Below are 25,197 nucleotides of genomic sequence, written 5' to 3' on the forward strand. Positions count from 1 at the left end.
GTGAGCACGAGTCAGCAGGCAGACCCGCTGATCGGCCGTCTCGTCGACGGCCGATACCGGGTTCGCGCGCGCATCGCGCGTGGCGGCATGGCGACCGTGTACGTGGCGACCGACCTCCGCCTCGAACGCCGGGTGGCGCTGAAAATCATGCACGGCCACCTCAGCGACGACACCGTGTTCCAGAGTCGGTTCATCCAAGAGGCCCGTTCGGCCGCGCGTCTGAGCGATCCGCACGTGGTGAACGTGTTCGACCAGGGCCAGGACGGCGAGATGGCCTACCTGGTCATGGAGTACCTCCCGGGCATCACGCTGCGCGAGCTGCTGCGCGAGCACCGGCGCCTCACGGTCGATCAGACCCTCACCATCATGGATGCCATCCTCTCGGGGCTCGCCGCCGCGCACCGGGCCGGCATCGTCCACCGCGACGTGAAGCCCGAGAACGTCCTGCTCGCCGAGGACGGCCGCATCAAGATCGGCGACTTCGGCCTCGCCCGTGCGACGACGGCGAACACCGCGAGCGGGGCGCAGCTCATGGGCACGATCGCCTACCTCGCCCCCGAGCTGGTCACGCGCGGCACCGCCGACGCGCGCAGCGACATCTATTCGCTCGGGATCATGCTCTACGAGATGCTCGTCGGCGAGCAGCCCTACAAGGGCGAGCAGCCGATGCAGATCGCCTATCAGCACGCCACCGACTCCGTGCCCCGCCCGAGCGCGAAGAACCCCGGGGTCCCCGAGCAGCTCGACGAGCTCGTACTCTGGTCGACCGAGCGGGAGCCGGGTGACCGCCCGCTCGACGCGGCCGCGATGCTCGAGCGCCTCCGCGCCATCGAGAAGGAGCTCGGGCTCGCCCCCCAGGTCGCGCGCGCCGTGGCCGTGGGCACCACGAGTCCCGCGACGGCCGCCGAGTCGCGCGAGCTGACGAAGGTGCTGCCGCAGACGGCATCCCTCCCCTCCGCCACCATCGATGAGCCCGACAATGCGGCGCGGCTGCGCACCCGCACGCGGCGACGGACGACCAGGGGCGCGTGGCTCCTCGTCCTCGTGCTGCTGCTCGCCGGTGGAGCCGGGTTCACGGGCTGGTACTTCGGCTCCGGTCCGGGTTCGCTCGTCGCGGTCCCCGACGTGTCGGGCCGCAGCTTCGCCGACGCCGAGGCCCTCCTCACGCAGCAGCAGCTGCAGGCTCAGGCGCAAGAGGTCAACGACCGCGAGATCCCCTCGGGCACGACCGTGGGCTCCGATCCCGCGCCCGGCGAGCGTCTCGACAAAGAGACGGTGGTGACCGTCTTCGTCTCGATCGGGCCGGCCACCCACCAGATCCCCGCCCTCGCGGGCAAGAGCGCCGACGAGGTGCGCGCGATCCTCGAGCAGGCCTTCGTCGGGGTCGCGGGCGACCCCGAGCGGCAATTCGCGGACCCGGCCGACGGAACGGTGCTGGGCGCCTCGGTGATCCCCCGCTCCGGCGGCAACGCCATCGACTGCACCCAGGGCTGCACGGTGTACGAGGGCGACGCCGCGTCGCTCGTCGTCTCGCTCGGTCCCATCCCCGACGTCACCGGCGACTCGCGTTCGCAGGCCGCGCGCGCCCTCGACGGGGTCGGGCTCAAGACCGCGGTGACCGAGGAGTACAGCAACTCCGTGGCATCCGGCAACGTGATCGCCATGGGCCAGCGCGACGGGGGCGGCAACTGGCGCCCCGGCGACACCGTGCCCCTGCGCGTGTCGATCGGCCCGAAGCCCGTCGAGATCCCCGGCAACGTCGTGGGGATGTCGATTCGGGATGCCGTGAAGACCCTCGAAGCGCTCGGCTTCGAGGTGAACGCGGGCATCGACGACGGCACCCTGCCCCTCGGGTTCAAGTACTGGGACATCTACAAGGTGCGCGCCACGAACCCCAAGGCCGGCACGACGGCCCCGCAGGGCTCGACCATCACGCTGACGCCGACGCTGTAGCGCGAGATCGCGGAGCGGAGAGAGCTTCCCCGACCGCGCCGACGGCATCCTGAAACGACGACGCCCCCGACCGCAGCGGTCGGGGGCGTCGATCCGTCGAGAGGGTCAGCGGTTCTCGAGCTCCTCGGCCACGAGGAACGCCAGTTCGAGGCTCTGACGGTGGTTCAGACGCGGGTCGCACAGGCTCTCGTAGCGGGTCGCGAGGGTGGCCTCGTCGATCATCTCGGAGCCGCCCAGGCACTCGGTCACGTCGTCGCCGGTGAGTTCGACGTGGATGCCGCCGGGGTGCGTGCCCACCGAGCGGTGCGCCTCGAAGAAGCCGCGCACCTCGTCGACCACGTCGTCGAAGCGACGGGTCTTGTAGCCGGTGGGCGTGGTGATGCCGTTGCCGTGCATCGGGTCGGTGACCCAGAGCGGCGTGGCACCCGAGTCGCGGACGGCCTCGAGCAGCGGGGGCAGCGCGTCGCGGATCTTGCCCGCTCCCATGCGCGTGATGAAGGTCAGTCGACCCGGCTCGCGCTCGGGGTCGAGCTTGTCGATGAGCGCCAGCGCCGTCTCGGCCGTCGTGGTGGGACCGAGCTTCACGCCGATGGGGTTGCGGATCTTCGAGAAGTAGTCGACGTGCGCGCCGTCGAGCTCGCGCGTGCGCTCACCGATCCACTGGAAGTGCGAGGACGTGTTGTACGGCTGTCCCGTGCGCGAGTCGATCCGCGTCATGGGGCGCTCGTAGTCCATGAGCAGACCCTCGTGGCCCGTGTAGAACTCGACGCGCGTCAGCTCGTCGAAGTCGGCGCCGGCGGCCTCCATGAACTTGATGGCGCGGTCGATCTCGGTCGCCATCGACTCGTACGCCTGGTTTGCGGGCGTGCTCGCGAACCCCTTGTTCCAGCTGTGCACCTCGCGCAGGTCGGCGAAGCCCCCCTGAGTGAAGGCGCGGATGAGGTTCAGGGTCGACGCGGCCGTGTGGTAGCCCTTGAGCAGACGCGCGGGGTCGGCCTTGCGCGACTCCTCGGTGAAGTCGTAGCCGTTGACGATGTCGCCGCGGTACGCCGGGAGCGTCACGTCGCCGCGCGTCTCGACGTCGCTCGAGCGGGGCTTGGCGAACTGGCCCGCCATACGGCCCATCTTGACCACCGGCATCGAGGCGCCGTAGGTGAGGACGACGGCCATCTGCAGGACCGTCTTGATGCGGTTGCGGATCTGCTCGGCGGTCGCGCCGGCGAACGTCTCGGCGCAGTCACCGCCCTGCAGGAGGAACGCCTGGCCGGCGGCGGCACGCGCGAGGCGGTCGCGGAGGATGTCGACCTCACCGGCGAACACCAGCGGAGGAAGGGTCGCCAATTCTGCGGATGCCGCGGCCACTGCGGCCTCGTCATACCACTGGGGCTGCTGCTTGATGGGCAGGGTTCGCCAGTGGTCGAGGTCGTGGAGCTGCTGATTCACCCCTGAAGTCTAGTGGCGGGACACCGGCGCCTTCGCCGCCTGTGACGTGGCGAGGCGGTCCTTCACGGTCGAGGCGTAGACGTCTTCGTAGCGCTGCTCACCGAGGCGCTGGAGGGCCACCATGATCTCGTCGGTCACCGAGCGGAGCACGTAGCGGTCGCCCTCCATGCCCTCGAACCGCGAGAAGTCGAGGGGCTCGCCGATGACGATGCCCACGCGCCCCACGCGGGGCAGACGCTGGCCGATCGGCATGACGGCGCCCGTGTCGACCATGACCACCGGCACGACCGGAACGCGCGCCTCGAGCGCCATGCGCGCGATACCCGTGCGGCCCCGGTAGAGGGTGCCGTCGGGGCTGCGGGTCCCCTCGGGGTAGATGCCGAGCAGTTCTCCGCGACCGAGCACACCGAGGCCGGTGTTCAGCGAAGCCTCGGAGGCCTTGCCGCCCGACCGGTCGATGGGCAGCTGACCCGTCGCCGTGAAGAACATGCGGGTGGCCCAGCCTTTGATGCCCTTGCCGGTGAAGTAATCGCTCTTGGCGAGGAACGCCATGCGGCGGTCGATCATGAGCGGGAGGAAGATCGAGTCCGAGAACGACAGGTGGTTGCTCGCCAGGATCGCCGCCCCCTCGACGGGGATGTTGCGCCGGCCCACCATCCACGGACGGAACACGGCCTTGATGACCGGTCCGATGACCACGTATTTCATGAGCCAGTAGAACAACGTCAGCGCTCCTTCCCGGCGAGGTCAGCAACCCCGATGAGACCGGCGTCGTTGCCCAGACGTGCGATCGCGAATTCGGCGACCGGACGTTCACCGTACCCCGGGAGCGAGGTCTCGTACGCGAGCTTCACCGGCTCCAGCAGGTCGGCGCCGAGCTGCGCCACTCCCCCGCCGATCACGAAGACCTCGGGGTCGAGCACGGCCTGGAAGCCGCCGCACGCCTCGCCGAGGGCCGTGGCCACGCGACGCAGGGCCTCGACGGCGCCCGGGTCGCCCGCGAGCACGAGGCGCGACACCGCGGGGCCGGGGATCGCACCACGCTCCTCGCGCACCGCGGCCAGGGCCGCACCGATGCCGCCCTCGTCCGCGATGGCGTTCGCCTCACGCTGCAGGGCACGACCAGAGGCGTACTGCTCGAGGCATCCGTTCTGTCCGCACCCGCACGGGTGCCCGCCGCGTACGAAGCGCATGTGTCCCAGTTCGGCGCCGATGCCGTGACCCCCGCGGAAGAGCTCGCCGTCGGTGACGACCGCGCCGCCGACGCCCGTGCCCATCGTCAGCATGACCATGTCGCGCACGCCCTGGCCCGCACCGAAGCGGTACTCGCCCCACCCGGCGGCGTTCGCGTCGTTCTCGATCGTGACCGGGGCGTTCAAGCGCTGCTCGAGGCGGGCGCGCAGGGGCTCGTCGCGCCAGTCGATGTTGGGGGCGTAGATGACGGTGCTGCGGTCGCGGCTGATGAAGCCGGCCGCGGCCACCCCGATCGCGTGGATCTCGTGCGCACGGCGCAGGTGATCGGCCATGTCGACCACGGCGTCCACCAGGGCTGCGGGGTCGATGGGGGTGTCGACGCGGAGCTTCTCGATGATGGTGCCGTCGTCGTCGACGACGCCCCCCGCGATCTTCGTGCCCCCGATGTCGATGCCGACGTTGCGCACCGCGCTCCCTTCCGGGCCGACCGTGCGGCTCGGCCCGGAGAAGTCTAGCCATGCCGCGCGACCGGCGCCGGAGAGCGGTGATCCCCGGGGGCCCGGCATCCATGCTTATAGACTCGACGGACCCGCTCGACGTTCTTCCGGTGCCAAAGGAGTTGCCGTGATCCAGTTCGATCAACCCGCCCTCGTCCCCGCAGACCCCGACGCGAATGCGTCGGACCTGCTCGCCGACCGCGTCCGCGCCACCCCCGACCGTCCGCTGTTCGCGGTGCCCGACCGCGACGGGTGGCGCGACATCACCGCCGCCGAGTTCGAGAAGCAGGTCATCGCCCTCGCGAAGGGCTTCGTCGCGGCCGGCATCCAGCCCGGCGAGAAGGTCGGGTTCATCGCCCGCACCACCTACGACTGGACCCTGGTGGACTTCGCCCTCTTCTATGCCGGCGCGGTCATGGTCCCGGTGTACGAGACGAGCTCGGCCTCGCAGATCTCGTGGATCCTCTCGGACTCCGGCGCGATCGCCGTGGTCGTGGAATCGCCGGAGCACGGCGAGCGTCTCGACGAGGTCCGCAGCGACCTCCCCCTCGTCCGCGAGGTCTGGGCGATGCACTCCGGCGCCCTCGACACCCTCGTCGCCAACGGCACGCACATCACCGACGAAGAGATCGAGCGCCGTCGTCACCTCGCCAAGGCCTCGGACATCGCGACGCTCATCTACACCTCGGGCTCGACGGGTCGCCCGAAGGGTTGCGTCCTCGTCCACAGCAACTTCGTCGAGCTGGCCCGCAACTCCGCCAAGTCGCTGCACGAGGTCGTCGAGACCCCGGGCGCCTCCACCCTTCTCTTCATCACCACGGCGCACGTGTTCGCCCGCTTCATCTCGCTGCTCAACGTCCACGCGGGCGTGAAGACGGGCCACCAGCCCGAGACGAAGCAGCTCCTTCCCGCGCTCGGGAGCTTCCGCCCCACCTTCCTCCTCGCGGTCCCCCGCGTCTTCGAGAAGGTCTACAACTCGGCCGAGCAGAAGGCCGAGGCCGGCGGTAAAGGCAAGATCTTCCGCGCCGCCGCCGACGCCGCAATCGAGCACTCGCAGCGCCTGCAGGACGGCAAATCGATCCCCCTGCTGCTGAAGATCAAGTTCGCCCTCTTCGACAAGTTGGTGTACTCCAAGCTCCGGGATGCCATGGGCGGGAACATCGTCTACGCGGTGTCGGGATCGGCCCCTCTCGGCCCCCGCCTGGGACACTTCTTCCGCAGCCTCGGCGTCGTGATCCTCGAGGGCTACGGCCTCACCGAGACCACAGCCCCGGCCACGGTCAACCTCGCCACGAAGTCGAAGATCGGCACCGTCGGTCCGGTTCTGCCGGGTGTCGGCATCCGTCTCGCGGATGACGGCGAGATCCAGGTGCGCGGCATCAACGTGTTCCGCGAGTACTGGCAGAACCCCGAGGCCACCGCCGAGGCGTTCGACGGCGAGTGGTTCAAGACCGGCGACATCGGCGCCTTCGACGGCGACGGCTTCCTCGCGATCACCGGCCGCAAGAAGGAGATCATCGTGACCGCGGGCGGCAAGAACGTCGCCCCCGCGGCCCTCGAGGACCCGATCCGCGCCAACCCGATCGTCGGTCAGGTCGTCGTGGTGGGTGACCACAAGCCGTTCATCGCGGCCCTCGTCACCCTCGACTCCGAGATGCTGCCGACCTGGCTGGCCAACAACGGCCTGCCCGCCGACATGCCGCTCGCCGAGGCGGCCGAGAACGAGAAGGTGCGGGCCGAGGTGCAGGGCGCCATCGACCGCGCGAACACGCGGGTCTCTCGCGCGGAGTCCATCCGCAAGTTCACGATCCTGCCGACCGAGTGGACCGAGGCCAGCGGCCACCTCACCCCGAAGATGAGCATCAAGCGCAACGTGATCGTGGCGGACTTCGCCGACGCGATCGAGGACATCTACGCGGTGCCCGTCAACACGACCAACGTGTCGCTTCCCTGAGGCGGGCGACGATGACGGCCCGGTCCCCTCACGGGGCCGGGCCGTTTCGCGTCGGGAACAGGAGATGTCACGGAGACAGGACGATCCGCCTCGAATCGACCTGTCCTCGTCGCCCCGGCCTGTTCTCGTGACCAGCGCGGGCAGACGAAAGGCCCGGATGCCGGCATCCGGGCCCTCCTGCAGGATCAGGTCAGAACCAGTCGCTCTCGCGAACCTGGCGCATGGCCTCGCGACGCGTTTCGGCGGGCAGTCGCGAGAGGTACAGCATGCCGTCGAGGTGATCGGTCTCGTGCTGGAGCGCCTGGGCGAGTAGCCCCTCGCCCTCGAGCACGACCTCTTCACCGTCGAGGTCGATGCCGACGACCTTCGCCCACGGGTAGCGGATCGCGTCGTGCCAGAGACCGGGCACCGAGAGGCAGCCCTCGCCCACGGGCTCCGGTTCGCCGCGCGTCTCGACCAGCACGGGGTTCAGCACGTAACCGATGTCGCCGTCGATGTTGTAGCTGAAGGCACGCAGGCCCACGCCGATCTGGGGAGCGGCGACCCCGGCGCGGCCGGGCAGCTCGACCGTGTCGATCAGATCCTGCACGAGGGCACGGATGCCGTCGTCGATCTGCTCGATGGGGGCGCTCGTCGCGCGCAGGACGGGGTCTCCGAACAGACGGATCGGGCGGACGGTCATGCGGCGGCCGCCGGGGTGCGCAGGCCTTCGACGACCGCGGCGGCGAGTTCGCGAGCCGCCTGCCGGGTCGAAGGCTGGAGCTCACGGAAGGTGATCGCGCTGCCCGCGGCGATACGCGCGTCGTAGGGCATGCGGATCACGGTGCGCACCCGCGAGCGGAAGTGCGCCTCGAGCTCGCTCTCGCGCACGAGAGGCGTGCCCGGCCGCGAGTTGTTCAGCACCACGACCGCGTCGCGCACACGGGCAGAGTAGCCGTTCGTCTCGAGCCACGTCAGCGTCTCGGACGCGAGGCGCGCCTCGTCGACCGACAGTCCCGCGACGACGACCAGGGTGTCGGCGAGCTCGAGTGTCGCCCCCATGACCGAGTGCACGATGCCCGTGCCCGTGTCGGTGAGGACGATGGAGTAGTAGTGCGCCGCAACGTCGGCGACCTGACGGTAGTCGTCGTCGCTGAAGGCCTCGGACACCCGCGGGTCGGAATCGGATGCCAGGACGTCGAGGCGGGTGGCATCCCGGGCCACGATCGACGAGACGTCGTTGTACCCGGACATCTCGTCGTGGGAGCGGACGAGGTCGCGGACGGTGCGCCCGTTGGGACGACCCACGCGATCGGCGAGCGTTCCGCGGTCGGGGTTGGCGTCGACGGCGATGACGCGGTCGTCACGGGCGTCGGCCAGAGCCATGCCCAGCAACGAGGTGACCGTCGTCTTTCCCACCCCGCCCTTGCGGGACAGCACCGGCACGAAGCGGGCCCCACCCGAGAGGGGGGCGGAGATGCGCCGGTCGAGGTCCTTGCGCTGTCGCGCGCGCCGACCGTCGCCGAGGTTGATGCGGTGGCGCGAGACCGAGTAGACCAGCTGCTGCCAGAGGCCCTCGGGCTCGGGGCGGGCGATCTGGCGAGGGTCGAGCAGACGGTCGGCCGTGAGCAGGTCGGAGCTCTCGCGCGCGTCGTCGATCTGGCCGATGCGCTTCGAGGTGAGCGTGACCTCGGGGGCGGGGGTGCGCACGCGCTCGAGCGCGTGCGCGCGGTCGACGCGCGCGGCTTCGTCGGCGGCTCGGGCGGCGTCGTCGGCCTGGTGGGCGCTGCGGCGCGTGAGCGGGATCGTCCCGATGACGCCCGTCGCGGCGCGCTCGGCGCGCGTGGTCGGCACCGACGCGGTGTCGGCGCTGACGGGCGACGCCGACGCAGGGGCGTCGACCTCAGCCTCGGGGGCAGTCGATGCGGACGCCCGAGACGCGGCGGACTCCGGTGCGCCGGGGGCCTCGACCGGCGGTCGGGGGGACTCGGGCGCGTCTGCCATGGCCTCGACCTCTTCACGCTGTTCGTCGTCCATGTTCGACGCCGAGGCGTCGGCGTCGTCTGAGCCCGCGATGTCGGTGTCTTCTCGATCAGCGGGAGCGGAAACGGCATCGTCGGGCGAGGCGTCGTCCGCCTCGACGTCGTCCGCTGCCTGTGCCGCCTCGTCGCCGTGCTCGGGCGCTGGAACGGCGGCGGGAACCCACGGCGCGTGCGTCAGCGGTGCGGACGCGGCGTCGACGGCGTGGTCATCCACCAGCGATTCATCGTCATCGAGCGACGAATCGGCGAGGTCGGCGTCGGTGGGCTCGGCGGCATCGGCCTCGAACAGCTCGACGTCGTCGACGACCTCGGCGTCGGCGAAATCGTCGGCCCGCTGAGCGGCCTGCGTCGCGTCGGCTTCACGGTGATCGGCGTCAGCCACGTCATCCCCCGCGGAATCGGTCTCGCCCGGGTCGGTCCCAGCCGGGTCGACATCTGCGCGCACGTCATCGTCGGCGACGTCGTCGACGACCTCGGCATCGGCTCCGTCGGTCTCCGCGGCATCGTGCTCGACGGGGCCATCGCCCTCCGCGGAGGCGGCGTCGTCGGCCGGGATCTCCTCGGCCTCCTCCCCCGCGTTCGAGCCCTCGCCGTCGACCGGGTCGTCCTCGCCCAAGCCGTCGTCGCCGAAGCCCTGATCGGCGGCCGGGTGCTCGGCATCCGGAGTCTCCTGCTCGTCGAGATCGTGCGACGGCTCGACGACGATCTCGGCGTCGTGCACCTCGTCGTCCGCGGACGAGTCCGTCTCGTCGGCCGCGTCGTGCGGCTCGAGGATAATCTCGCCCGTCTCGAGCTGCTCGACGTGCGGGTCGTGGACGATCTCGTCGCGGCGGTCGCCGGCAGACGCGGCGGAGGGGACGCGCGGGGCGTCGAGGGCGGCGAGGTCGGCCTCGTCGAGGGGGATCTCGTCTTCGATCACGTCGTCGTCGAGGTCGTCGTCGTCGGTGGCCACGGGAAGGTCGACGTTGACCTGCGCGATGTGTCCACCGAGGATCGTGATGCTGGCCGTGTCGAGATTCCCGATCTCGTCGAGCACGCCGTGCTCGGCGTTCTCGTCGGGGTTCGCGTCGGTGCGGTCGGGGGTCACTGCAGTCTCCAAACGGGAAGAGGGCGCGAAAGCGCCCCCTCCCAGGTTACTGCGCTTGGCGGATTACCAGCAAAAGATCTCCTGCTTCGACCTGTTGTGTGGTACCGATCGCGACACGCTCGACCACTCCGTCGACGGGTGCGGTGATCGCCGCCTCCATCTTCATCGCCTCGATCGAGGCGACCGCCTGACCGGCGGAGACGCGGTCGCCCGGCGACGCCTTCAGCGTCACGACGCCCGAGAACGGCGCCGCCATCTGGCCCGGCTTCGAGGTGTCGGCCTTCTCGGCCTGACGCGCCTCGACGTCGATGGAGCGGTCGCGGACGAACACCGGGCGCAACTGTCCGTTCAAGGTCGTCATGACCGTGCGCATGCCCTTGTCGTCCGCCTCACCGACCGCCTCGAGGCCGACGAACAGCTGCACGCCGCGCTCGATCTCGACGGTGTGTTCGCCGCCGGACTGCAGCCCGTAGAGGTAGTCGGCCGTGGAGAGCACGCTCAGGTCGCCGTACGTCTCGCGGGTCTGCTCGAAAGTGCGCGTCGGCCCCGGGAACAGCAGACGGTTCAAGCGGGAGCGCCGCTCGGCGGACTCCCCCGCCAGTGCCGCCGTGTCGTCGTCGGTGAGCGGGGTCGTGCCCGTCTTGGCATCCCGGCCGGCGAGGACCTTCGAGCGGAAGGGCTCCGGCCAACCGCCCGGAAGATCACCCAGCTCCCCCGCCATGAACGACACCACCGAGTCGGGCACGTCGTACTTCTCGGGGTTCTGCTCGAAGTCGGCCGGATCGGCCTTCACCGCGGCGAGGTGCAGGGCGAGGTCCCCCACCACCTTCGACGAGGGCGTGACTTTGGGCACCCGGCCGAGGATGCGGTCGGCGGCGGCGTACATGTCCTCGATGAGCTCGAAGTCGTCGGCCAGGCCCAGCGCGATCGCCTGCTGGCGCAGGTTCGACAGCTGTCCGCCGGGGATCTCGTGACGGTAGACGCGCCCGGTGGGTCCGGCGAGACCCGACTCGAACGGCCGGTACAGGTGACGCACGGCCTCCCAGTAGGGCTCCAGGTCGCTGACGGCCCCGAGGTCGAGGCCCGTGTCGCGTTCGGTGTGCGCGAGCGCGGCGACCAGCGCCGACAGCGACGGCTGGCTCGTGGTTCCCGCCATGGGCGCCGAGGCCGCGTCCACGGCATCCGCCCCCGCCGCCGAGGCGGCCAGCAGCGTCGCGAGCTGCCCGCCAGCGGTGTCGTGGGTGTGGACGTGCACCGGCAGGTCGAACCGCTCGCGCAGCGCCGTCACGAGCTTCGCCGCGGCGGCCGGGCGCAGCAGGCCCGCCATGTCCTTGATCGCGAGGATGTGGGCTCCCGCGTCGACGATCTGCTCGGCCAGACCCAGGTAGTAGTCGAGCGTGTACAGGTCTTCGGCGGGATCCAGCAGATCCCCCGTGTAGCAGAGGGCGACTTCGGCCACCGCGGTGCCGGTCCCCAGGACCGCGTCGATCGCCGGCCGCATCTGCGAGACGTCGTTGAGGGCGTCGAAGATGCGGAAGATGTCGACACCGGATGCCGCGGCCTCGGTCACGAACGCATCGGTGACCTCCGTGGGGTACGGGGTGTAGCCGACGGTGTTGCGCCCGCGCAGCAGCATCTGGATCGCCACGTTCGGCAGCGCCTCGCGGAGGGCGTCGAGACGCTCCCACGGGTCTTCGCCGAGGAAGCGCAGCGCGACGTCGTAGGTCGCCCCGCCCCACGCTTCGACCGACAGCAACCCGGGCGTCAGCCGGGCCACGTAGGGGGCCACGCGCGCGAGGTCGCGGGTGCGCACGCGTGTGGCGAGCAGCGACTGGTGCGCGTCGCGGAACGTGGTCTCGGTGACGGCGAGGGCGGTCTGCTCGCGCAGGGCCTTCGCGAAGCCGGCGGGACCGAGCTGCTGCAGACGCTGACGCGAGCCCGCGGGGGCCGGGGCCGCCAGGTCGAGGGTCGGGAGCTTAGCCGACGGGTCGATCGACAGCGGGTTCTCGCCGTTCGGGCGGTTGACCGTGGTGTCCACGAGCCACGAGAGGATCTTCGTGCCGCGGTCCTTGGACTCGCGGCCCTTCAGCAGCTCGGGGCGCTCGTCGATGAACGAGGTGCTGAGGTCGCCCGCGACGAAGGCGGGGTCGTCGAGCACGGCCTGCAGGAACGGGATGTTCGTCGAGACCCCGCGGATGCGGAACTCGGCGAGGGCGCGGCGGGCGCGGGACACGGCGGCCTCGAAGTCACGGCCACGGCACGACAGCTTCGACAGCATCGAGTCGAAGTGCGGGCTCACCTGCGAGCCCGCGGCGGTCGTGCCGCCGTCGAGGCGGATGCCGGCGCCACCGGGCGAGCGGTACGTCGTGATCTTGCCGGTGTCGGGGCGGAAGCCCTGCGTGGGGTCCTCGGTCGTGATGCGGCACTGCAACGCCGCGCCCCGCAGGTGGATGTCGTCCTGCTGCAGGTGCAGCTCGGCGAGGGTCGCCCCCGCCGCGATGCGCATCTGCGACTGCACGAGGTCGACGTCGGTGACCTCCTCGGTCACGGTGTGCTCGACCTGGATGCGCGGGTTCATCTCGATGAAGACGACCTCGCCCGCTCGCGGCCCCGCGGTCTCGAGCAGGAACTCGACGGTTCCGGCGTTCTGGTAGCCGATCGAGCGGGCGAACGCGACGGCGTAGCGGTGCAGGTCCTGCCGCACGGCATCGTCGAGGTTCGGCGCCGGCGCGATCTCGATGACCTTCTGGTGGCGGCGCTGCACCGAGCAGTCGCGCTCGAACAGGTGAACGGTCTCGCCCGTGGCATCCGCGAGGATCTGCACCTCGACGTGACGCGGGCGTTGCACGGCCTGCTCGAGGAACATGCGGGGATCGCCGAACGCGCTCTGCGCCTCGCGCATGGCCTCGGCGAGGGCCGGGGCGAGCTCGCCCATCGACTCGACGCGGCGCATACCGCGCCCCCCGCCGCCGGCGACGGCCTTGGCGAAGACCGGGAAGCCGATCTCGTCGGCCTGGGCGAGGAGCTCGTCGATGTCGTCGGACGCGGGCGTCGAGCGCAGCACCGGCACGCCGGCCGCGATCGCGTGGTCCTTCGCCGTCACCTTGTTGCCCGCCATGGCGAGCACGTCAGCGGGAGGCCCGATGAAGGTGATCCCGTGGGCGGCGGCCTTCTCGGCGAGCTCAGGGTTCTCGGAGAGGAAGCCGTAGCCCGGGTAGATGGCATCTGCCCCGCACTCCCGGGCGACGCGGATGATCTCGTCGACGTCGAGATAGGCGCGCACGGGGTGGCCCCGCTCGCCGATCTGGTAGGCCTCATCGGCCTTCAGACGGTGGAGGGAGGCGCGATCCTCGTACGGATACACCGCGACGGTGCGGGCTCCGACCTCGTAAGCGGCGCGGAACGCGCGGATCGCGATCTCGCCGCGATTGGCGACCAGGATTTTCGAGAACATGCGCACCTCACGTCAAGCTGGCGGAGCTGAATGTGCTCACAGCCTAGGGGACGGTAACGTGGACTCTCGTGCACGTACTCTCCGTCAGCTCTCTCAAAGGCGGGGTCGGCAAGACGACCGTGACACTCGGGCTGGCTTCCGCAGCCTTCGCACGTGGCGTTCGCACTCTCGTCGTCGACCTCGACCCTCAGTCCGACGTGTCGACCGGGATGGACATCCAGGTCGCCGGTCGGCTCAACATCGCCGATGTCCTGGCCAACCCCAAAGAGAAGGTCGTCCGACAGGCGATCACCTCAAGCGGGTGGGCCAAGGTTCACCCCGGCACCATCGACGTGCTCATCGGCAGCCCGTCGGCCATCAACTTCGACGGACCGCACCCGAGCGTCCGCGACGTCTGGAAGCTCGAAGAGGCGCTGGCGACGATCGAGGCCGACTACGACCTCGTGCTCATCGACTGCGCCCCCTCGCTCAACGCCCTCACTCGCACCGCGTGGGCCGCGAGCGACCGCGTCGTGGTCGTCACCGAGCCCGGCCTGTTCTCGGTCGCCGCGGCCGACCGAGCCCTGCGCGCGATCGAAGAGATCCGCCGCGGTCTCTCGCCGCGACTGCAGCCCCTCGGCGTCGTGGTCAACCGCGTGCGCCCGCAGTCGATCGAGCACCAGTTCCGCATCAAAGAGCTGCGCGACATGTTCGGTCCGCTCGTGCTCAACCCGCAGCTGCCCGAGCGCACCTCGCTCCAGCAGGCGCAGGGTGCCGCCAAGCCGCTGCACGTGTGGCCCGGCGACTCCGCTCAGGAGCTCGCGGCCGACTTCGACGCGCTGCTCGACCGGATCGTGCGCACCGGCCGGATCCCCGTCGAGTCCGAGGCCCCGCAGGCCTGACCCATGGTCTTGTCAGACGCCGTCCCGCTGCCCCGCAGCCGGGCGGCGTCTTTCGTTCCCCGTCCCACCCGCGTGAGGGGTCATTTTCTGTCACCGAGGACGCCCGTAGGCGACCCCTCACGCGAAAGCAGAAGAATCCCGGATGCCATGGCATCCGGGATCCGAAAAGAGTGAGGCGCGTTCAGGCGGTGCGGGCGGCGCGGCGCGCGGCGAGCTCGTCGACGGCGTCGGGGGTGGCCTTCTCGAAGTCGACGAGCGTGGACTCGACCTCGCGGAGGACCTTGCCCACCGCGATACCGAAGACGCCCTGGCCACGGCTGACGAGGTCGATGACCTCGTCGTTCGAGGTGCACAGGTACACGGAGGCCCCGTCGCTCATGAGGGTGGTGCCCGCGAGGTCGCGGATGCCCGCGGCGCGGAGCTGATCGACGGCTGTGCGGATCTGCTGCAGCGAGATACCGGTGTCGAGAAGACGCTTCACGAGCTTGAGGACGAGGATGTCGCGGAAGCCGTAGAGACGCTGCGATCCCGACCCGCTCGCCCCGCGGACCGTCGGGACGACGAGCTCGGTACGAGCCCAGTAGTCGAGCTGGCGGTATGTGATGCCGGCAGCGCGTGCCGCGACGGCCCCGCGATAACCGGTGTCGTCGTCCATCTCGGGCAGACCGTCGGTGAAGAGGAGATCAGCGGCGAACCGAGGTTCACCGAGCGCGTCGCCAGCGTTCATGCTCGCGTCCTCCTCATCGGTTCGTTTCCTCCACGCTAGATGAGCGGAGGTCCCCCGGCAATGACATCCGCTCCGAGGGTCGCGGCGTGTCGCGATCAGGACAGGATTCGCTCGAGCGCATCGCGCACGAACATCGCCCGCACCTCGTCGAGGCGGGCCGCGAGCTCGGGAGCGAGCTCGCTCGCACGGGCCCGCGAGGGCGCATCGGGGCGCCGCAGCAGGGCCGACAGCGCCGACTCCACGAGCGAGACCTCGCGCTCGGCGCTCTGCCGCAACGAGCGGATGTGGCGCGGCTCGATGCCGTGCCGGTCCAGCGCGACGAGGGCGCGGAGCAGAGTGACCGTCTGCTCGGAGTAACTGTCGGCGGCGCCGATCACCCCGGTGCTGACCGCGTCGTTCAACAACTGGGGGCGCGCGCCCGCGGCGGTCAAGAGCTCTTCGCGTCGGTAGCGGCGCGGCGCGCTCGTCATCGACGGGATCGCGGTCGGCGGGGCCGGGTTGCGGCCCGCGTCGAGGTCGGCGAGGTAGTCGCGGATGACGACGAGCGGAAGGTAGTGGTCGCGCTGCAGCGTGAGCGCGAGACGCAGCCGCTCGAGGTCGGCCGGCGAGAACTTGCGGTACCCGGAATCGGTGCGCGTCGGCGAGACGATCCCCTGCACCTCGAGGAAGCGCAGCTTGCTCGAGGTGAGTGCCGGGAAATCGGGGGTCAGGCGCGCGAGCACCTGCCCGATGCTGAGCAGCCCCGCAGCCGTCTGTCGACTACGGGAGGGGGCTGCCGCCATCAGTGCTCAGCCGCGGGCAGGTCGGCCGGCGAACCGAAGAAGTTGAGACGGAACTTGCCGATGCGCACCTCGGAGCCGTTGACGAGGGCCGAGCGGTCGACCCGCTCGCCGTTGACGTAGCTGCCGTTGAGCGAGCGCTGGTCGACGATCTCGAACGAGCTGCCCGAGCGGAGGATCTCGGCGTGACGACGCGAGACGGTGACGTCGTCGAAGAAGAGGTCGGCCTCGGGGTGACGGCCGACGGTGGTCACGTCGGTGTCGAGGAGGTAGCGGGCCCCGGTCGTCGGTCCCGAGCGGACGATCAGCAGAGCCGCTCCCGAGGGGAGGGCGTCGATCGCCTCGAGCTCCGCCTCGTTGAGGTCGGCTCCGAAGGGGACGAACGACAGGTCGGCGTCGTGGGTCTGGGTCGTGTCGTGCGACGCCCCGGCTGCGGCGGCGTCGGCCGCGCGCCGGATCTCGTCTCGCTCGAATCGGCTGGTCTCGTCCACGGCTTCTCCTTCATATTCACCATAACCGATCGGTCGCCAACGGCGGGGTCGACCGACTTCGAGCAGGTCACGGTGATGCGTGATGTGTCTGTATTCGCCGAAACCGGGACGCCGCGGCTTGGGGGATGCGGAGGCGGCCGACGAGACACTCGAACCTATCGACCCGAACGGGGCCCTGTCGAGTCCGCTTCACCCTCTGTCGGCGCGCCGTCGCGTTCGTCACCCTCGTCGAGGCCCGCTCGACCCCTGTGCACGCTCCCAGTCCGACCGCTCGAGCCGTCGCTAGGGTCGAAGGGTGACTTCCTCCGTGACGCCCCGCCGACGCCTTCTCCCCGCCGTCCTCGCCGCCGGCCTGCTGGCCGCCGCCGCGCTGTTCGTGCCGGCCTCCCCCGCCGCCGCCCACGACGAGCTCGTCTCGACCGATCCCGCGGCCGGGGCGACGCTCGAGGCTCTCCCGGCGCAGATCACGTTCTCGTACAGCGCCGACATCCTCACCGACGCCGGCGCGACCGTGATCGAAGTCACCGATTCGTCGGGCGCCTCACTGGCGGAGGGCGCCCCGACCGTCTCGGGCGCTGAGGTGACGCAGGCGTTGCAGGGATCGGCATCCGGGACCGTCACCGTGAAGTGGCGCGTCGTGTCGAGCGACGGCCACCCCATCGACGGCGACTTCGCCTTCTCGGTGCCCGCCGCAGCCGACACCCCCTCCGCGACCGCGACCCCCACGGCGTCGGCCGGTCCCGCGCCCGCCGAGAGCGCGACCCCGGCGCAGACCCCGAACGCCACTCCCCTGCCGACCGATAACACCTCGGCGCCCTCTCCCCTGCCCTGGATCCTGCTCGCCGTCATCCTCGTGATCGTGGCCGGGGTCCTGGTCTACGTTTTCGCCTCGCGCAGCGGTCGCAAGACCGCCGGTGGCGGCACCGCCGGGCGATAGGCTGGAACCATGCCTCATTACGATCTGGTCATTCTTGGTGCGGGTCCCGGCGGGTACGTCGCCGCCGTCCGCGGCGCACAGCTCGGACTGTCGGTCGCGATCGTCGAAGAGAAGTACTGGGGCGGTGTGTGCCTCAACGTGGGCTGCATCCCCTCCAAGGCCCTCCTGCGCAACGCCGACCTCGCGCACACGTTCCACGCGAAGGCCGACCTGTTCGGCATCTCGGGGGACGTCACCTTCGACTTCGGCAAGGCGTTCGACCGCTCGCGCAGCGTCGCCGCCGGCCACGTCAAGGGCATCCACTACCTGATGAAGAAGAACAAGGTCACCGAGTACGAGGGCCGCGGCTCCTTCGCCGACGACCACACGCTGAACGTGACGCTGACCGACGGCTCCAAGGAGCAGGTCACCTTCGACAACGTCATCATCGCCACGGGCTCGACCGTGCGCTTGCTCCCCGGCGTCACCCTGTCCGAGAACGTCGTCACCTATGAGGAGCAGATCCTCACCCGCGAGCTCCCCGAGTCGATCGTCATCGTCGGCGCCGGCGCCATCGGCATGGAGTTCGCCTACGTCATGACGAACTACGGCGTGAAGGTCACGATCATCGAGTTCCTCGACCGTGCGCTGCCCAACGAAGACGCGGAGGTCTCGAAAGAGATCCAGAAGCAGTACAAGGGGTACGGCGTCGACATCCTCACCTCGACCAAGGTCGAGTCGGTCACCGACCATGGCGACAAGGTCACCGTCGCGTACACGGCGAAGGACGGCTCGCAGAGCTCGATCGACGCCGACCGCGTGCTCATGTCGATCGGCTTCGCCCCCAAGGTCGACGGCTTCGGTCTCGAGAACACCGGCGTGAAGCTCACCGAGCGCGGCGCCATCGAGATCGACGACCACATGCGCACCAACGTGCCGCACATCTACTCGATCGGCGACGTCACCGCGAAGCTGCAGCTGGCCCACGTGGCCGAGGCGCAGGGCGTCGTGGCCGCCGAGACCATCGCCGGAGCCGAGACGCAGACCCTCGGCGACTACCGCAACATGCCCCGCGCCACCTTCTGCAACCCGCAGGTCGCCTCGTTCGGCCTCACCGAGCAGCAGGCGCGCGACGCCGGTCACGACATCAAGGTCGCGAAGTTCCCCTTCTCGGCCAACGGCAAGGCGAACGGCCTCGGCGAGCCCGTCGGCTTCGTCAAGCTCGTCGCCGACGCCGAGACGCTCGAGCTCATCGGCGGCCACCTCATCGGCCCCGACGTGTCGGAGCTTCTGCCCGAGCTGACCCTCGCGCAGAAGTGGGACCTCACCGCCCTCGAGGCCGCGCGCAACGTGCACACCCACCCGACGCTGTCGGAGGGCCTGCAGGAGGCCTTCCACGGCCTCACGGGGCACATGATCAACCTCTGATCGACTGATCGACGAAGGCCCGCCCGGTTCACCGGGCGGGCCTTCTCGTTCTTGGGAACTCAGTGCCCCAGAGCGCGAGCGAGCTTGGAACCGGATGCCGCGCGGCGGCCTCCCGCGGCGAACACGGCCGCATCGACCGCGGCGAAGAACTCCGCGCGCCCGGCGTCGTCGGACGGACCGGCGGGGCCGAGCTCGACCTCCCACTCCCGCCACGCCGACTCGACGCCGCGTCGCTCGTCGTGCGCCCGGACGCGGTCGTCGACGAACTCGGCGACCTCGTTCCCGTCGGCATCGAGCAGCGCGTAGGCCGTGCGGTGGTTGCGCAGCCGCGCGAGAGGAGTGAACGGGGGCTCGGCGATCGAGGCGACGGCATCCTGAACCGCCGGAGGGACCACCGGGTCGGCGTCGGAATCGCCGTCGGCCTCGAGCGGCCACTGCGTCTCGCGTCGGCCTCCGGCCTCGAGGGGCCCCTTCACGTGCCACCCCTCGTCGGGGCCGCCCGTGCGGCGGCGCACCGCGACACCCGCCCGAGCCAGGTCGGCCGCAGCGGTGTCGAGGTAGCGCGCGTCGAGGTCGCGGGGTTCGGGGTCTCCGACCCGGGTCACGCCGGGCAGGGCCGACCAGTCGGGCAGAGGCGTCTCATCGCCGACGTCGTACTTCGACTCGACCTCGACGTTCGACGACCCCTTCGGGTCTCCGCTCAATCGTCGCGTCCGTCGGCGTCGGGGTTGATGTCTTCGGTCTCTTCGGAGAAGACGAAGACGGCCTGGGTGGGGCCGTCGGAATCGCCCGTGTTCTCGAGGCCGCCGTCACGGCGGTAGACGAGCTGGCCCTCGCTGTAGGGCATGATCAGCGTGTCGTCGGACTCGTTCTCGAGGGGGAGAACCTGCCCGTCGAGCGGGCCTCCGGTCAGTCGTGCAATAGCCATGACGTCAGCGTAGACCGCGGCGCCGGCACCGCCCGGTGCCTTGACACGGCTCACCTACAATCGCTGGAGTGACCTCGACCGACCTCCCCGGTGACCGCCCCTTCGTGCTGCTGGCTACGCGCGCCGAAGACCTCCCGGCCGACGAGGAATACGCGCTCTTCCTGCGATTCACGGGGCTGCCCCCCGAGCGACTGCGCCGCGTCCGACTCGAGCGCGAGCCGATGCCCGAGATCGACCTCGACGAGGTCTCGGGCATCCTGGTGGGCGGGAGCCCCTTCAACGCCTCCGACCCGGTCGAGCGCAAGTCGCCCGTGCAACGACGCGTCGAGGACGAGATGGCGGCGCTCGTCGACGAGGTCGTGGCACGCGATCATCCGTTCCTCGGAGCCTGTTACGGCGTCGGAACCCTGGGCACGCACCTCGGTGCGCCCATCGACGGCACCTTCGCCGAGCCCATCAGCGTGGTCGACGTGTCTCTCACCGCCGCCGGACGCGACGACCCCCTCGCCGAGGCGCTGCCCGCGACCTTCACCGCGTTCGTGGGACACAAAGAAGCGATCAGCGCGCTGCCGCCCACCGCGACCCTGCTCGCGTCGTCACCCACCTGCCCGGTGCAGATGTTCCGGCTGAAGCAGAACGTCTACGCGACGCAGTTCCACCCCGAGCTCGATCTGGACGGCATCGTCACCCGCATCCACGCCTACGCGTCGTACGGGTACTTCGCCGCCGACGAGCTCGACCTCACCCTGGAGGCCGTGCGCCGCGCGCCCGTGACCGCCCCGTCGCGCCTGCTGCGCACCTTCGTCGAACGCTACGCGCGCTGAGCCGTCCGTTCACCCGCTATCGCGCGGGGTGACCCGCACGACGTCGACCGGAGCGGTGACCGCGGGATGCGCGAGCTTCAGGTAGGGCTCCAGCCCGAGATCGACCAGGTGCACGCGCCCGGCGAGCTCGGGACCGCGACCCCGCACGAGGCCCGCCTTGAGCGCTCCGAACGTCACCGTCAGATCGGCGGCGAGCACCGCGGCATCCGCCGTGCCGTCGTCGGGGTCCAGACCGCTCGGCAGATCGACCGCGACCACCAGCGGTCGCTGCTCCTGGGCCCGCACGCACTCGACGAGGGCGCGCGCTCCCCCGCGCAGGCGGCGGTCCGCCAGACGTCCGATGCCCAGGATGCCGTCGAGCACGAGCACGTATCCACCCATCGCCTCGCAGACGTCCGAGGCGGATCGCACGCGCGCGCCCGCGGCCACGGCCGTGTCGAGGGCGGCCCGGTGGACGCGGTCGCGCACGAGCACGATGTCGACGCGATCGACGACGGCGCACAGGTCGGCCGCGGCGTAGAGGGCGTCTCCCCCGTTGTCGCCCGCCCCGGCGAGGACCAGGACCGCCCCCGGCCGATCGGCGAGACGGAGCGCGACGATCTCGGCCAGGGCCGCGGCGGCCCGCCGCATGAGCGGTCGCCCCTCGGCGAGGAGCGGCTTCTCGGCCGCGCGGACCGCGTCGGCGCTGTACGCCGAGATGCGCTCGCCCGCAGCCAGCACTCCGCCCGCGCTCTCACTCATCGCGGGAGCCCGCGCGCACCTCGGCGCGGTCCTCGCGGTCGGCGGCGGCGGGGTCGTTCTTCGCGAGCGTCTCGCGTTCCTTGGCCTCGGCGGCCCGGGCTGCCTCGAGCTCGCCGGTGGCGGCACGCAAGGCCTTCTCGGCGCGACGGACGCGGAACTGGATCATCGTCGACGCGCCGTACTTCGCACGCACGCGGTCGTGGTCCTCCTCGGTCGCGACGGTGATGTACGCCCCCGCGATGAGGATCACCTGGCTCGAGAGGTTCAGCCACAGCAGCAGGGCGATGAGCGAGGCGAACGTCGCCAGCAGGGGGTTGTTGCCCGCTCCGCCGACGAACAGCCCCGACAGCTGCTGCAGGACGACCAGCCCGACACCGCCGAGCAGGGCACCGCGCACCAGGGTGCGGCGACGTGTCTTGACGCCCGACAGTGCCGCGAACGCCACGGCGACGGCCGCGGTATCGAGCACGAGGACGACGACGGTCGAGAGCAGCCAGGTCAGCACCGCGGTGATCCAGGAGTCGGCGGAGATTCCGAGCAGTTCGCGCACGATCGTCAGGCCCGCCGTGGCCAGGAAGGTCACGATCGCCCCGCCGACGAGGGCGACGCCGATGCCGACGGCGACGGCGAGATTGCGCAGGATCACCAGGATCGGAAGCGTGTCGTCGGTGGCGACGCCGGCGATCTGTCGCAGAGCGGAGCGCAGCGACCCGATTGCGCCGATGGCCGCGCCGAGCAGACCCAGGGTTCCGATGACGCCCGCGACGGTGAACTCTGTCGGAGCCTTGATCTGACTGACATCGAGCAACTTGTCCGGTCCCACCAGGCCGGGTACGACGTTGTTGACCGAGCGCTCGAGAGCGGCGAGGGCCTCGGGATTTCCCGACAACCAGATCGCGGCTGCCGAGAACCCGATGAGCACCGCGGCGAACAGGCTGAACAGGGTGCGGTACGTGACGCTATCGGCCAGCATGGGGCCGCGCGCCCCCGAGTAGACGAGGAAAGAGCGCACGAGGCGGAGCCGCAGCGCCCACGCCGTGACACGACGGATGAGGTCAGCCATGGCGCCAGGCTATCGGCGCACCGCCGGGTGTCGTGCGGGCTTGACCACCGGGCCTCGGAGAGACAGGTCAGCCCGACGGCATCCCTTCTCCCGGTCCGACGAGCAGGCGCAGCCACGCGCCCGACAGCAGCCACGGCCCGTACGCGATCTCGGCGCGCCGTTCCCCCGCGAGCAGGACTCCGGCCGCTGCGACCCCGCCGAGCAGAAGAGCGAGAAGAAGACCGGATGCCACGGCCTCGGGCCCGCACCATCCGAGCGGCGCCCCGACGAGGGCGGCGACCTTGACGTCTCCCCCGCCGAACGCCGCGGGGCGGGCGAGATGCAGGGTCAGGGCGACGGCGAAGGCCGCCGCGGCGCCCCCGATCACGCCGAGCGCACGCCCCGGGTCGCCGATCCGCGCCGCCTCGGCCGTCAGCAGCGCTCCCACCAGCACCGCGGCCGGGAGGACGACGGCATCGGGAAGACGGTGGGAGCGCAGGTCTGTCACGACGAGGGTGAGGCTCGCGCCGGCGAACACTCCGGCGGCGAGACCGAGCAGCACCGGCACGTGCTCAGGCGTCGAGCACGAAGAGGTCGACGCGCACGATCGCCCCGGGATCGATCCCCTCGGCGTCGCGCACCGCGCGTTTGAGAGGCAGGACGTAGACGCCTCCCGTCTGCGGGAAGATCGAGGTGCGGAAGGTGGAGCCGCCGATCGTGGCGTCGACGCGTACGCCGCCGAATCCGCGGCGAAAAGTCTGCGTCTCGCGGATCTCGGCGCTGAGATCGGGCGGCAGGGCGACGAAATACCAGTCGCTGTCGCTGCGTGCCTCCCACCGGTAGACGTCGCCCTCAAACCGCGCTCTCATCGCCCCTGCCCTCCCTCGCCCGAGCAGGTCACGATACCGCCGGTCGGCCACCGGCTCAGGCGCTTCTCCCCTGGGGAGGAGCCCCGGGGCGTCGCGTCTCGCGACGGAGGGCGCGCCCCGTCACGGCATCCGTCAGGCCGGCGACGACGGCCGCGCACGCGTAGACGACGAGGTCGCGCGCGTCGAACCCCGTGCCGAGCACGAGCGCGACGGGCCGGAACCGCTCCGCGAGGTCGGCGGGGACCCCGGTCGCCTGGAAGAGCTCGACGGCCACGCTCCATCCCCCGGCGACGAGGGCGACGACCAACGGCCGCAGGCGGGGGAACACGACCACGAGCCCGGCGTAGACCGCGACCGAGTACAGCGCATCGCCCGCGATGTCCGCCGCGTCGCTGGACGGGAGCACGAGATGCACGACGAGCCCCGCCGCCACGACCACCGCCAGAGCGAGGAGGGCGATCAGGCGACGGCGGGTGGGCGGCATCTTGTCATCGTGGCATGCCTGCGCGCCGCGGCCGACCGCCCTCAGCGGATCACTCCCGCCGCGCGCGCCGGGTCCGCGTAGGCCCGAGCGAGCGAATCCACGGTGTCGTGCGCGTTGAGGCCGCTGGGGTTGGGCAGCACCCAGGTGGGCACGTCGGCGATCGCCTCCTCCTGCCGTCCCGCGGTCGCGCGGGGCCGCTGGAACCCCTGGCGGTACGCTGTCAGGCCGACAACTGCGACGGCCCGGGGCCGCCACGCGGCGACTCGCTCGACCAGAGCCGCGGCTCCCGAGCGCAGCTCGTCACGCGAGAGCTCGTCGGCGCGCGCCGTCGCCCGGGCGACGAGGTTCGACACCCCCACCCCGGCGTCGAAGATCATCCGGCGGTCCTCGTCGCCGAGGGGCTCGGAGTACGCGGGCAGTCGCGGGAGGATCCCCGCCTTCACCAACGCGGGCCAGAACCGGTTTCCCGGTCGAGCGAACGGCGTTCCGGTCGCGGCGGTCCACAGTCCCGGGTTGATGCCGACGAAGAGCAGACGCACGCCCGGCTCGACGAGGTCGGGCCGCGTGGCGTCCCGGAACGACTCGAGTTCGGCGCGCGTGTATCCCATGAGACCACTATGACCACTACCCCCGGCGAGCGGGCCCGCTCTGCCAGGATCGGAGGAATGGATGCCGTTCCCGCTCTGACCGAGGTTCCCCCCGCGCAATTCGTCATCGTCGGCGACAACGTGCGCCTGGCCACCTACTCGTGGGGCGACGTCGAGGCCGACCCCGTGCTGTGCGTGCACGGCTTCGGTTCGAGCACGCGCGACAACTGGGTCAACACCGGCTGGGTGCGCGACCTGCTGCGCGCCGGCTACCGCGTGATCGCCGTCGACCAGCGCGGTCACGGAGCGAGCGATAAGCCGCACGACGCCGCGTCCTACACGATGCCCACCCTCGTGTCCGACCTCGTCGCCGTGCTCGACACGTACCTGCTCGATCAGGTCCGTTATCTCGGCTACTCGCTCGGCGGGCGGGTCGGCTGGCAGCTCGCCGTCGACGCCCCCGAACACGTCGAGCGAGCCGTGCTCGGCGGCATCCCGGATGGACGCCCGCTCGCCCGGTTGCAGGTCGAACAGGCCCGCGCCTTCCTGGACCACGGTGAGCCCGTTCAGGATGCCACGACCCAGCGCTACGTCTCGCTCGCCGAACGCGTGCCCGGCAACGACCTGCGCGCCCTCGTCGCGATCGCCGAGGGCATGCGCCTCGGCGAGACCGACCCCGACCCCTCGACGCCGCCGCAACAGCCCGTGCTGATCGCGACGGGCACGGACGACCCGATCCACGACCAGTCGCAGCACCTGGCAGGGCTCCTCCCCCGCGGCGAGTTCGCCGACATCCCGGGGCGGCACCACGTCAACGCCCCCGGTGCACGGGCGTTCCGCGAGGCGGGCATGGAGTTCCTCGGCCGCTGAGTCACGCGCGCCGGATGCTCCGCCCGA

The 25,197-nt window shown here is 70.8% G+C and carries 24 protein-coding genes; 7 read left to right on the plus strand and 17 right to left on the minus strand.

Translation table 11 applies throughout. From position 1 onward, the window contains the following. On the plus strand, positions 1-1,953 hold the full coding sequence (pknB, locus tag QBE02_RS04340; protein WP_279367267.1) for a Stk1 family PASTA domain-containing Ser/Thr kinase: 1,953 nt from the start codon (positions 1-3) through the stop codon (positions 1,951-1,953). A gap of 105 nt (positions 1,954-2,058) precedes the next feature. On the opposite strand, the gene QBE02_RS04345 is transcribed toward pknB, so the two are convergent. The 3 genes from QBE02_RS04345 to QBE02_RS04355 are packed head-to-tail and all read right to left on the minus strand — an operon-like array spanning position 2,059 to position 5,057. Next, positions 2,059-3,396, minus strand: a complete 1,338-nt coding sequence (locus QBE02_RS04345) for a class II 3-deoxy-7-phosphoheptulonate synthase (RefSeq protein WP_056227695.1) — start codon at positions 3,394-3,396, stop codon at positions 2,059-2,061. Between the two features lie 9 nt (positions 3,397-3,405). Continuing rightward, positions 3,406-4,119 (minus strand): lysophospholipid acyltransferase family protein, encoded by a 714-nt coding sequence (locus QBE02_RS04350; RefSeq protein WP_279367268.1) that lies wholly within the window; start codon positions 4,117-4,119, stop codon positions 3,406-3,408. Between the two features lie 2 nt (positions 4,120-4,121). Next, entirely contained in the window at positions 4,122-5,057 is a 936-nt protein-coding gene (locus QBE02_RS04355) for an ROK family glucokinase (protein WP_074694318.1), read from the minus strand. Between the two features lie 157 nt (positions 5,058-5,214). Here QBE02_RS04355 and QBE02_RS04360 point away from each other — a divergent pair, with 157 nt between their 5' ends. After that, on the plus strand, positions 5,215-7,041 hold the full coding sequence (locus QBE02_RS04360; protein ID WP_279367269.1) for an AMP-dependent synthetase/ligase: 1,827 nt from the start codon (positions 5,215-5,217) through the stop codon (positions 7,039-7,041). 190 nt (positions 7,042-7,231) lie between these two features. Here QBE02_RS04360 and def read toward each other — a convergent pair whose 3' ends face one another. Genes def through QBE02_RS04375 form a run of 3 tightly spaced genes read right to left on the minus strand, consistent with a single transcriptional unit; the run spans position 7,232 to position 13,603 of the window. Continuing rightward, positions 7,232-7,723 (minus strand): peptide deformylase, encoded by a 492-nt coding sequence (gene def / locus QBE02_RS04365; RefSeq protein ID WP_268103762.1) that lies wholly within the window; start codon positions 7,721-7,723, stop codon positions 7,232-7,234. Further along, a complete protein-coding gene (locus QBE02_RS04370; protein ID WP_279367270.1) occupies positions 7,720-10,149 on the minus strand; it encodes a MinD/ParA family protein in 2,430 nt (809 codons plus the stop codon). The genes def and QBE02_RS04370 overlap by 4 nt, the downstream gene beginning before the upstream one ends. 46 nt (positions 10,150-10,195) lie before the next feature. Next, positions 10,196-13,603, minus strand: a complete 3,408-nt coding sequence (locus tag QBE02_RS04375; protein ID WP_279367271.1) for a pyruvate carboxylase — start codon at positions 13,601-13,603, stop codon at positions 10,196-10,198. A 68-nt stretch (positions 13,604-13,671) separates the two neighbouring features. Between QBE02_RS04375 and QBE02_RS04380 the strand changes: the two genes are divergently transcribed. Then, positions 13,672-14,484, plus strand: coding sequence for a ParA family protein (locus QBE02_RS04380; protein WP_056227677.1), 813 nt, complete (start codon positions 13,672-13,674; stop codon positions 14,482-14,484). A 181-nt stretch (positions 14,485-14,665) separates the two neighbouring features. Here the strand turns inward: QBE02_RS04380 and QBE02_RS04385 are convergent, their stop codons facing one another. The 3 genes from QBE02_RS04385 to QBE02_RS04395 form a co-directional block, all read right to left on the minus strand. Then, the gene (locus tag QBE02_RS04385) at positions 14,666-15,211 is read right to left on the minus strand and encodes a MerR family transcriptional regulator (protein ID WP_056227674.1); all 546 of its coding nucleotides are present in this window, start codon (positions 15,209-15,211) and stop codon (positions 14,666-14,668) included. Between the two features lie 95 nt (positions 15,212-15,306). After that, positions 15,307-15,993, minus strand: coding sequence for a transcriptional regulator FtsR (gene ftsR, locus QBE02_RS04390; RefSeq protein ID WP_279367272.1), 687 nt, complete (start codon positions 15,991-15,993; stop codon positions 15,307-15,309). Continuing rightward, positions 15,993-16,481, minus strand: coding sequence for an FHA domain-containing protein (locus QBE02_RS04395; protein WP_056227667.1), 489 nt, complete (start codon positions 16,479-16,481; stop codon positions 15,993-15,995). The genes ftsR and QBE02_RS04395 overlap by 1 nt, the downstream gene beginning before the upstream one ends. A 295-nt stretch (positions 16,482-16,776) precedes the next feature. Here QBE02_RS04395 and QBE02_RS04400 point away from each other — a divergent pair, with 295 nt between their 5' ends. Together QBE02_RS04400 and lpdA are read left to right on the plus strand one after the other, a co-directional pair. Next, entirely contained in the window at positions 16,777-17,418 is a 642-nt protein-coding gene (locus QBE02_RS04400; protein WP_279367273.1) for a copper resistance CopC family protein, read from the plus strand. Positions 17,419-17,427: 9 nt separating this feature from the next. After that, positions 17,428-18,825: a dihydrolipoyl dehydrogenase gene (gene lpdA / locus QBE02_RS04405; RefSeq protein WP_268103758.1), complete on the plus strand. Its 1,398-nt coding sequence runs from the start codon at positions 17,428-17,430 to the stop codon at positions 18,823-18,825. Between the two features lie 59 nt (positions 18,826-18,884). Here lpdA and QBE02_RS04410 read toward each other — a convergent pair whose 3' ends face one another. Together QBE02_RS04410 and QBE02_RS04415 are read right to left on the minus strand one after the other, a co-directional pair. Beyond that, positions 18,885-19,529 carry a CYTH domain-containing protein gene (locus QBE02_RS04410; RefSeq protein WP_279367275.1) on the minus strand — a complete coding sequence of 215 codons (645 nt, stop codon included), beginning with the start codon at positions 19,527-19,529 and terminating at the stop codon, positions 18,885-18,887. Further along, the gene (locus tag QBE02_RS04415; protein WP_056228525.1) at positions 19,526-19,753 is read right to left on the minus strand and encodes a hypothetical protein; all 228 of its coding nucleotides are present in this window, start codon (positions 19,751-19,753) and stop codon (positions 19,526-19,528) included. Before QBE02_RS04415 ends, QBE02_RS04410 begins: the two co-directional genes overlap by 4 nt. Positions 19,754-19,821: 68 nt before the next feature. On the opposite strand from QBE02_RS04415, the gene QBE02_RS04420 reads away from it, so the two are divergent. Further along, positions 19,822-20,577 (plus strand): glutamine amidotransferase, encoded by a 756-nt coding sequence (locus QBE02_RS04420; protein WP_279367276.1) that lies wholly within the window; start codon positions 19,822-19,824, stop codon positions 20,575-20,577. 9 nt (positions 20,578-20,586) lie between these two features. On the opposite strand, the gene QBE02_RS04425 is transcribed toward QBE02_RS04420, so the two are convergent. From QBE02_RS04425 to QBE02_RS04450, 6 genes are all read right to left on the minus strand, one after another. Next, entirely contained in the window at positions 20,587-21,318 is a 732-nt protein-coding gene (locus tag QBE02_RS04425; RefSeq protein ID WP_279367277.1) for an NAD(P)H-hydrate epimerase, read from the minus strand. Further along, on the minus strand, positions 21,311-22,381 hold the full coding sequence (locus tag QBE02_RS04430; protein WP_279367278.1) for a YhjD/YihY/BrkB family envelope integrity protein: 1,071 nt from the start codon (positions 22,379-22,381) through the stop codon (positions 21,311-21,313). The genes QBE02_RS04425 and QBE02_RS04430 overlap by 8 nt, the downstream gene beginning before the upstream one ends. A gap of 67 nt (positions 22,382-22,448) precedes the next feature. After that, on the minus strand, positions 22,449-22,928 hold the full coding sequence (locus QBE02_RS04435; RefSeq protein WP_279367279.1) for a prepilin peptidase: 480 nt from the start codon (positions 22,926-22,928) through the stop codon (positions 22,449-22,451). Positions 22,929-22,932: 4 nt separating this feature from the next. Next, positions 22,933-23,229 (minus strand): DUF1905 domain-containing protein, encoded by a 297-nt coding sequence (locus QBE02_RS04440; protein WP_279367280.1) that lies wholly within the window; start codon positions 23,227-23,229, stop codon positions 22,933-22,935. Positions 23,230-23,284: 55 nt separating this feature from the next. Next, positions 23,285-23,713 (minus strand): DUF2809 domain-containing protein, encoded by a 429-nt coding sequence (locus QBE02_RS04445; protein WP_279367281.1) that lies wholly within the window; start codon positions 23,711-23,713, stop codon positions 23,285-23,287. 41 nt (positions 23,714-23,754) lie between these two features. Then, positions 23,755-24,321 (minus strand): mismatch-specific DNA-glycosylase, encoded by a 567-nt coding sequence (locus tag QBE02_RS04450; protein ID WP_279367282.1) that lies wholly within the window; start codon positions 24,319-24,321, stop codon positions 23,755-23,757. A 57-nt stretch (positions 24,322-24,378) separates the two neighbouring features. Between QBE02_RS04450 and QBE02_RS04455 the strand changes: the two genes are divergently transcribed. After that, complete coding sequence (locus tag QBE02_RS04455) at positions 24,379-25,170, plus strand: alpha/beta fold hydrolase (protein ID WP_279367283.1); 792 nt, start codon at positions 24,379-24,381, stop codon at positions 25,168-25,170. Positions 25,171-25,197: the final 27 nt, after the last annotated feature.

Origin of the sequence: Microbacterium testaceum, from assembly GCF_029761935.1 — a bacterium.
GTDB lineage: Bacteria > Actinomycetota > Actinomycetes > Actinomycetales > Microbacteriaceae > Microbacterium > Microbacterium testaceum_A.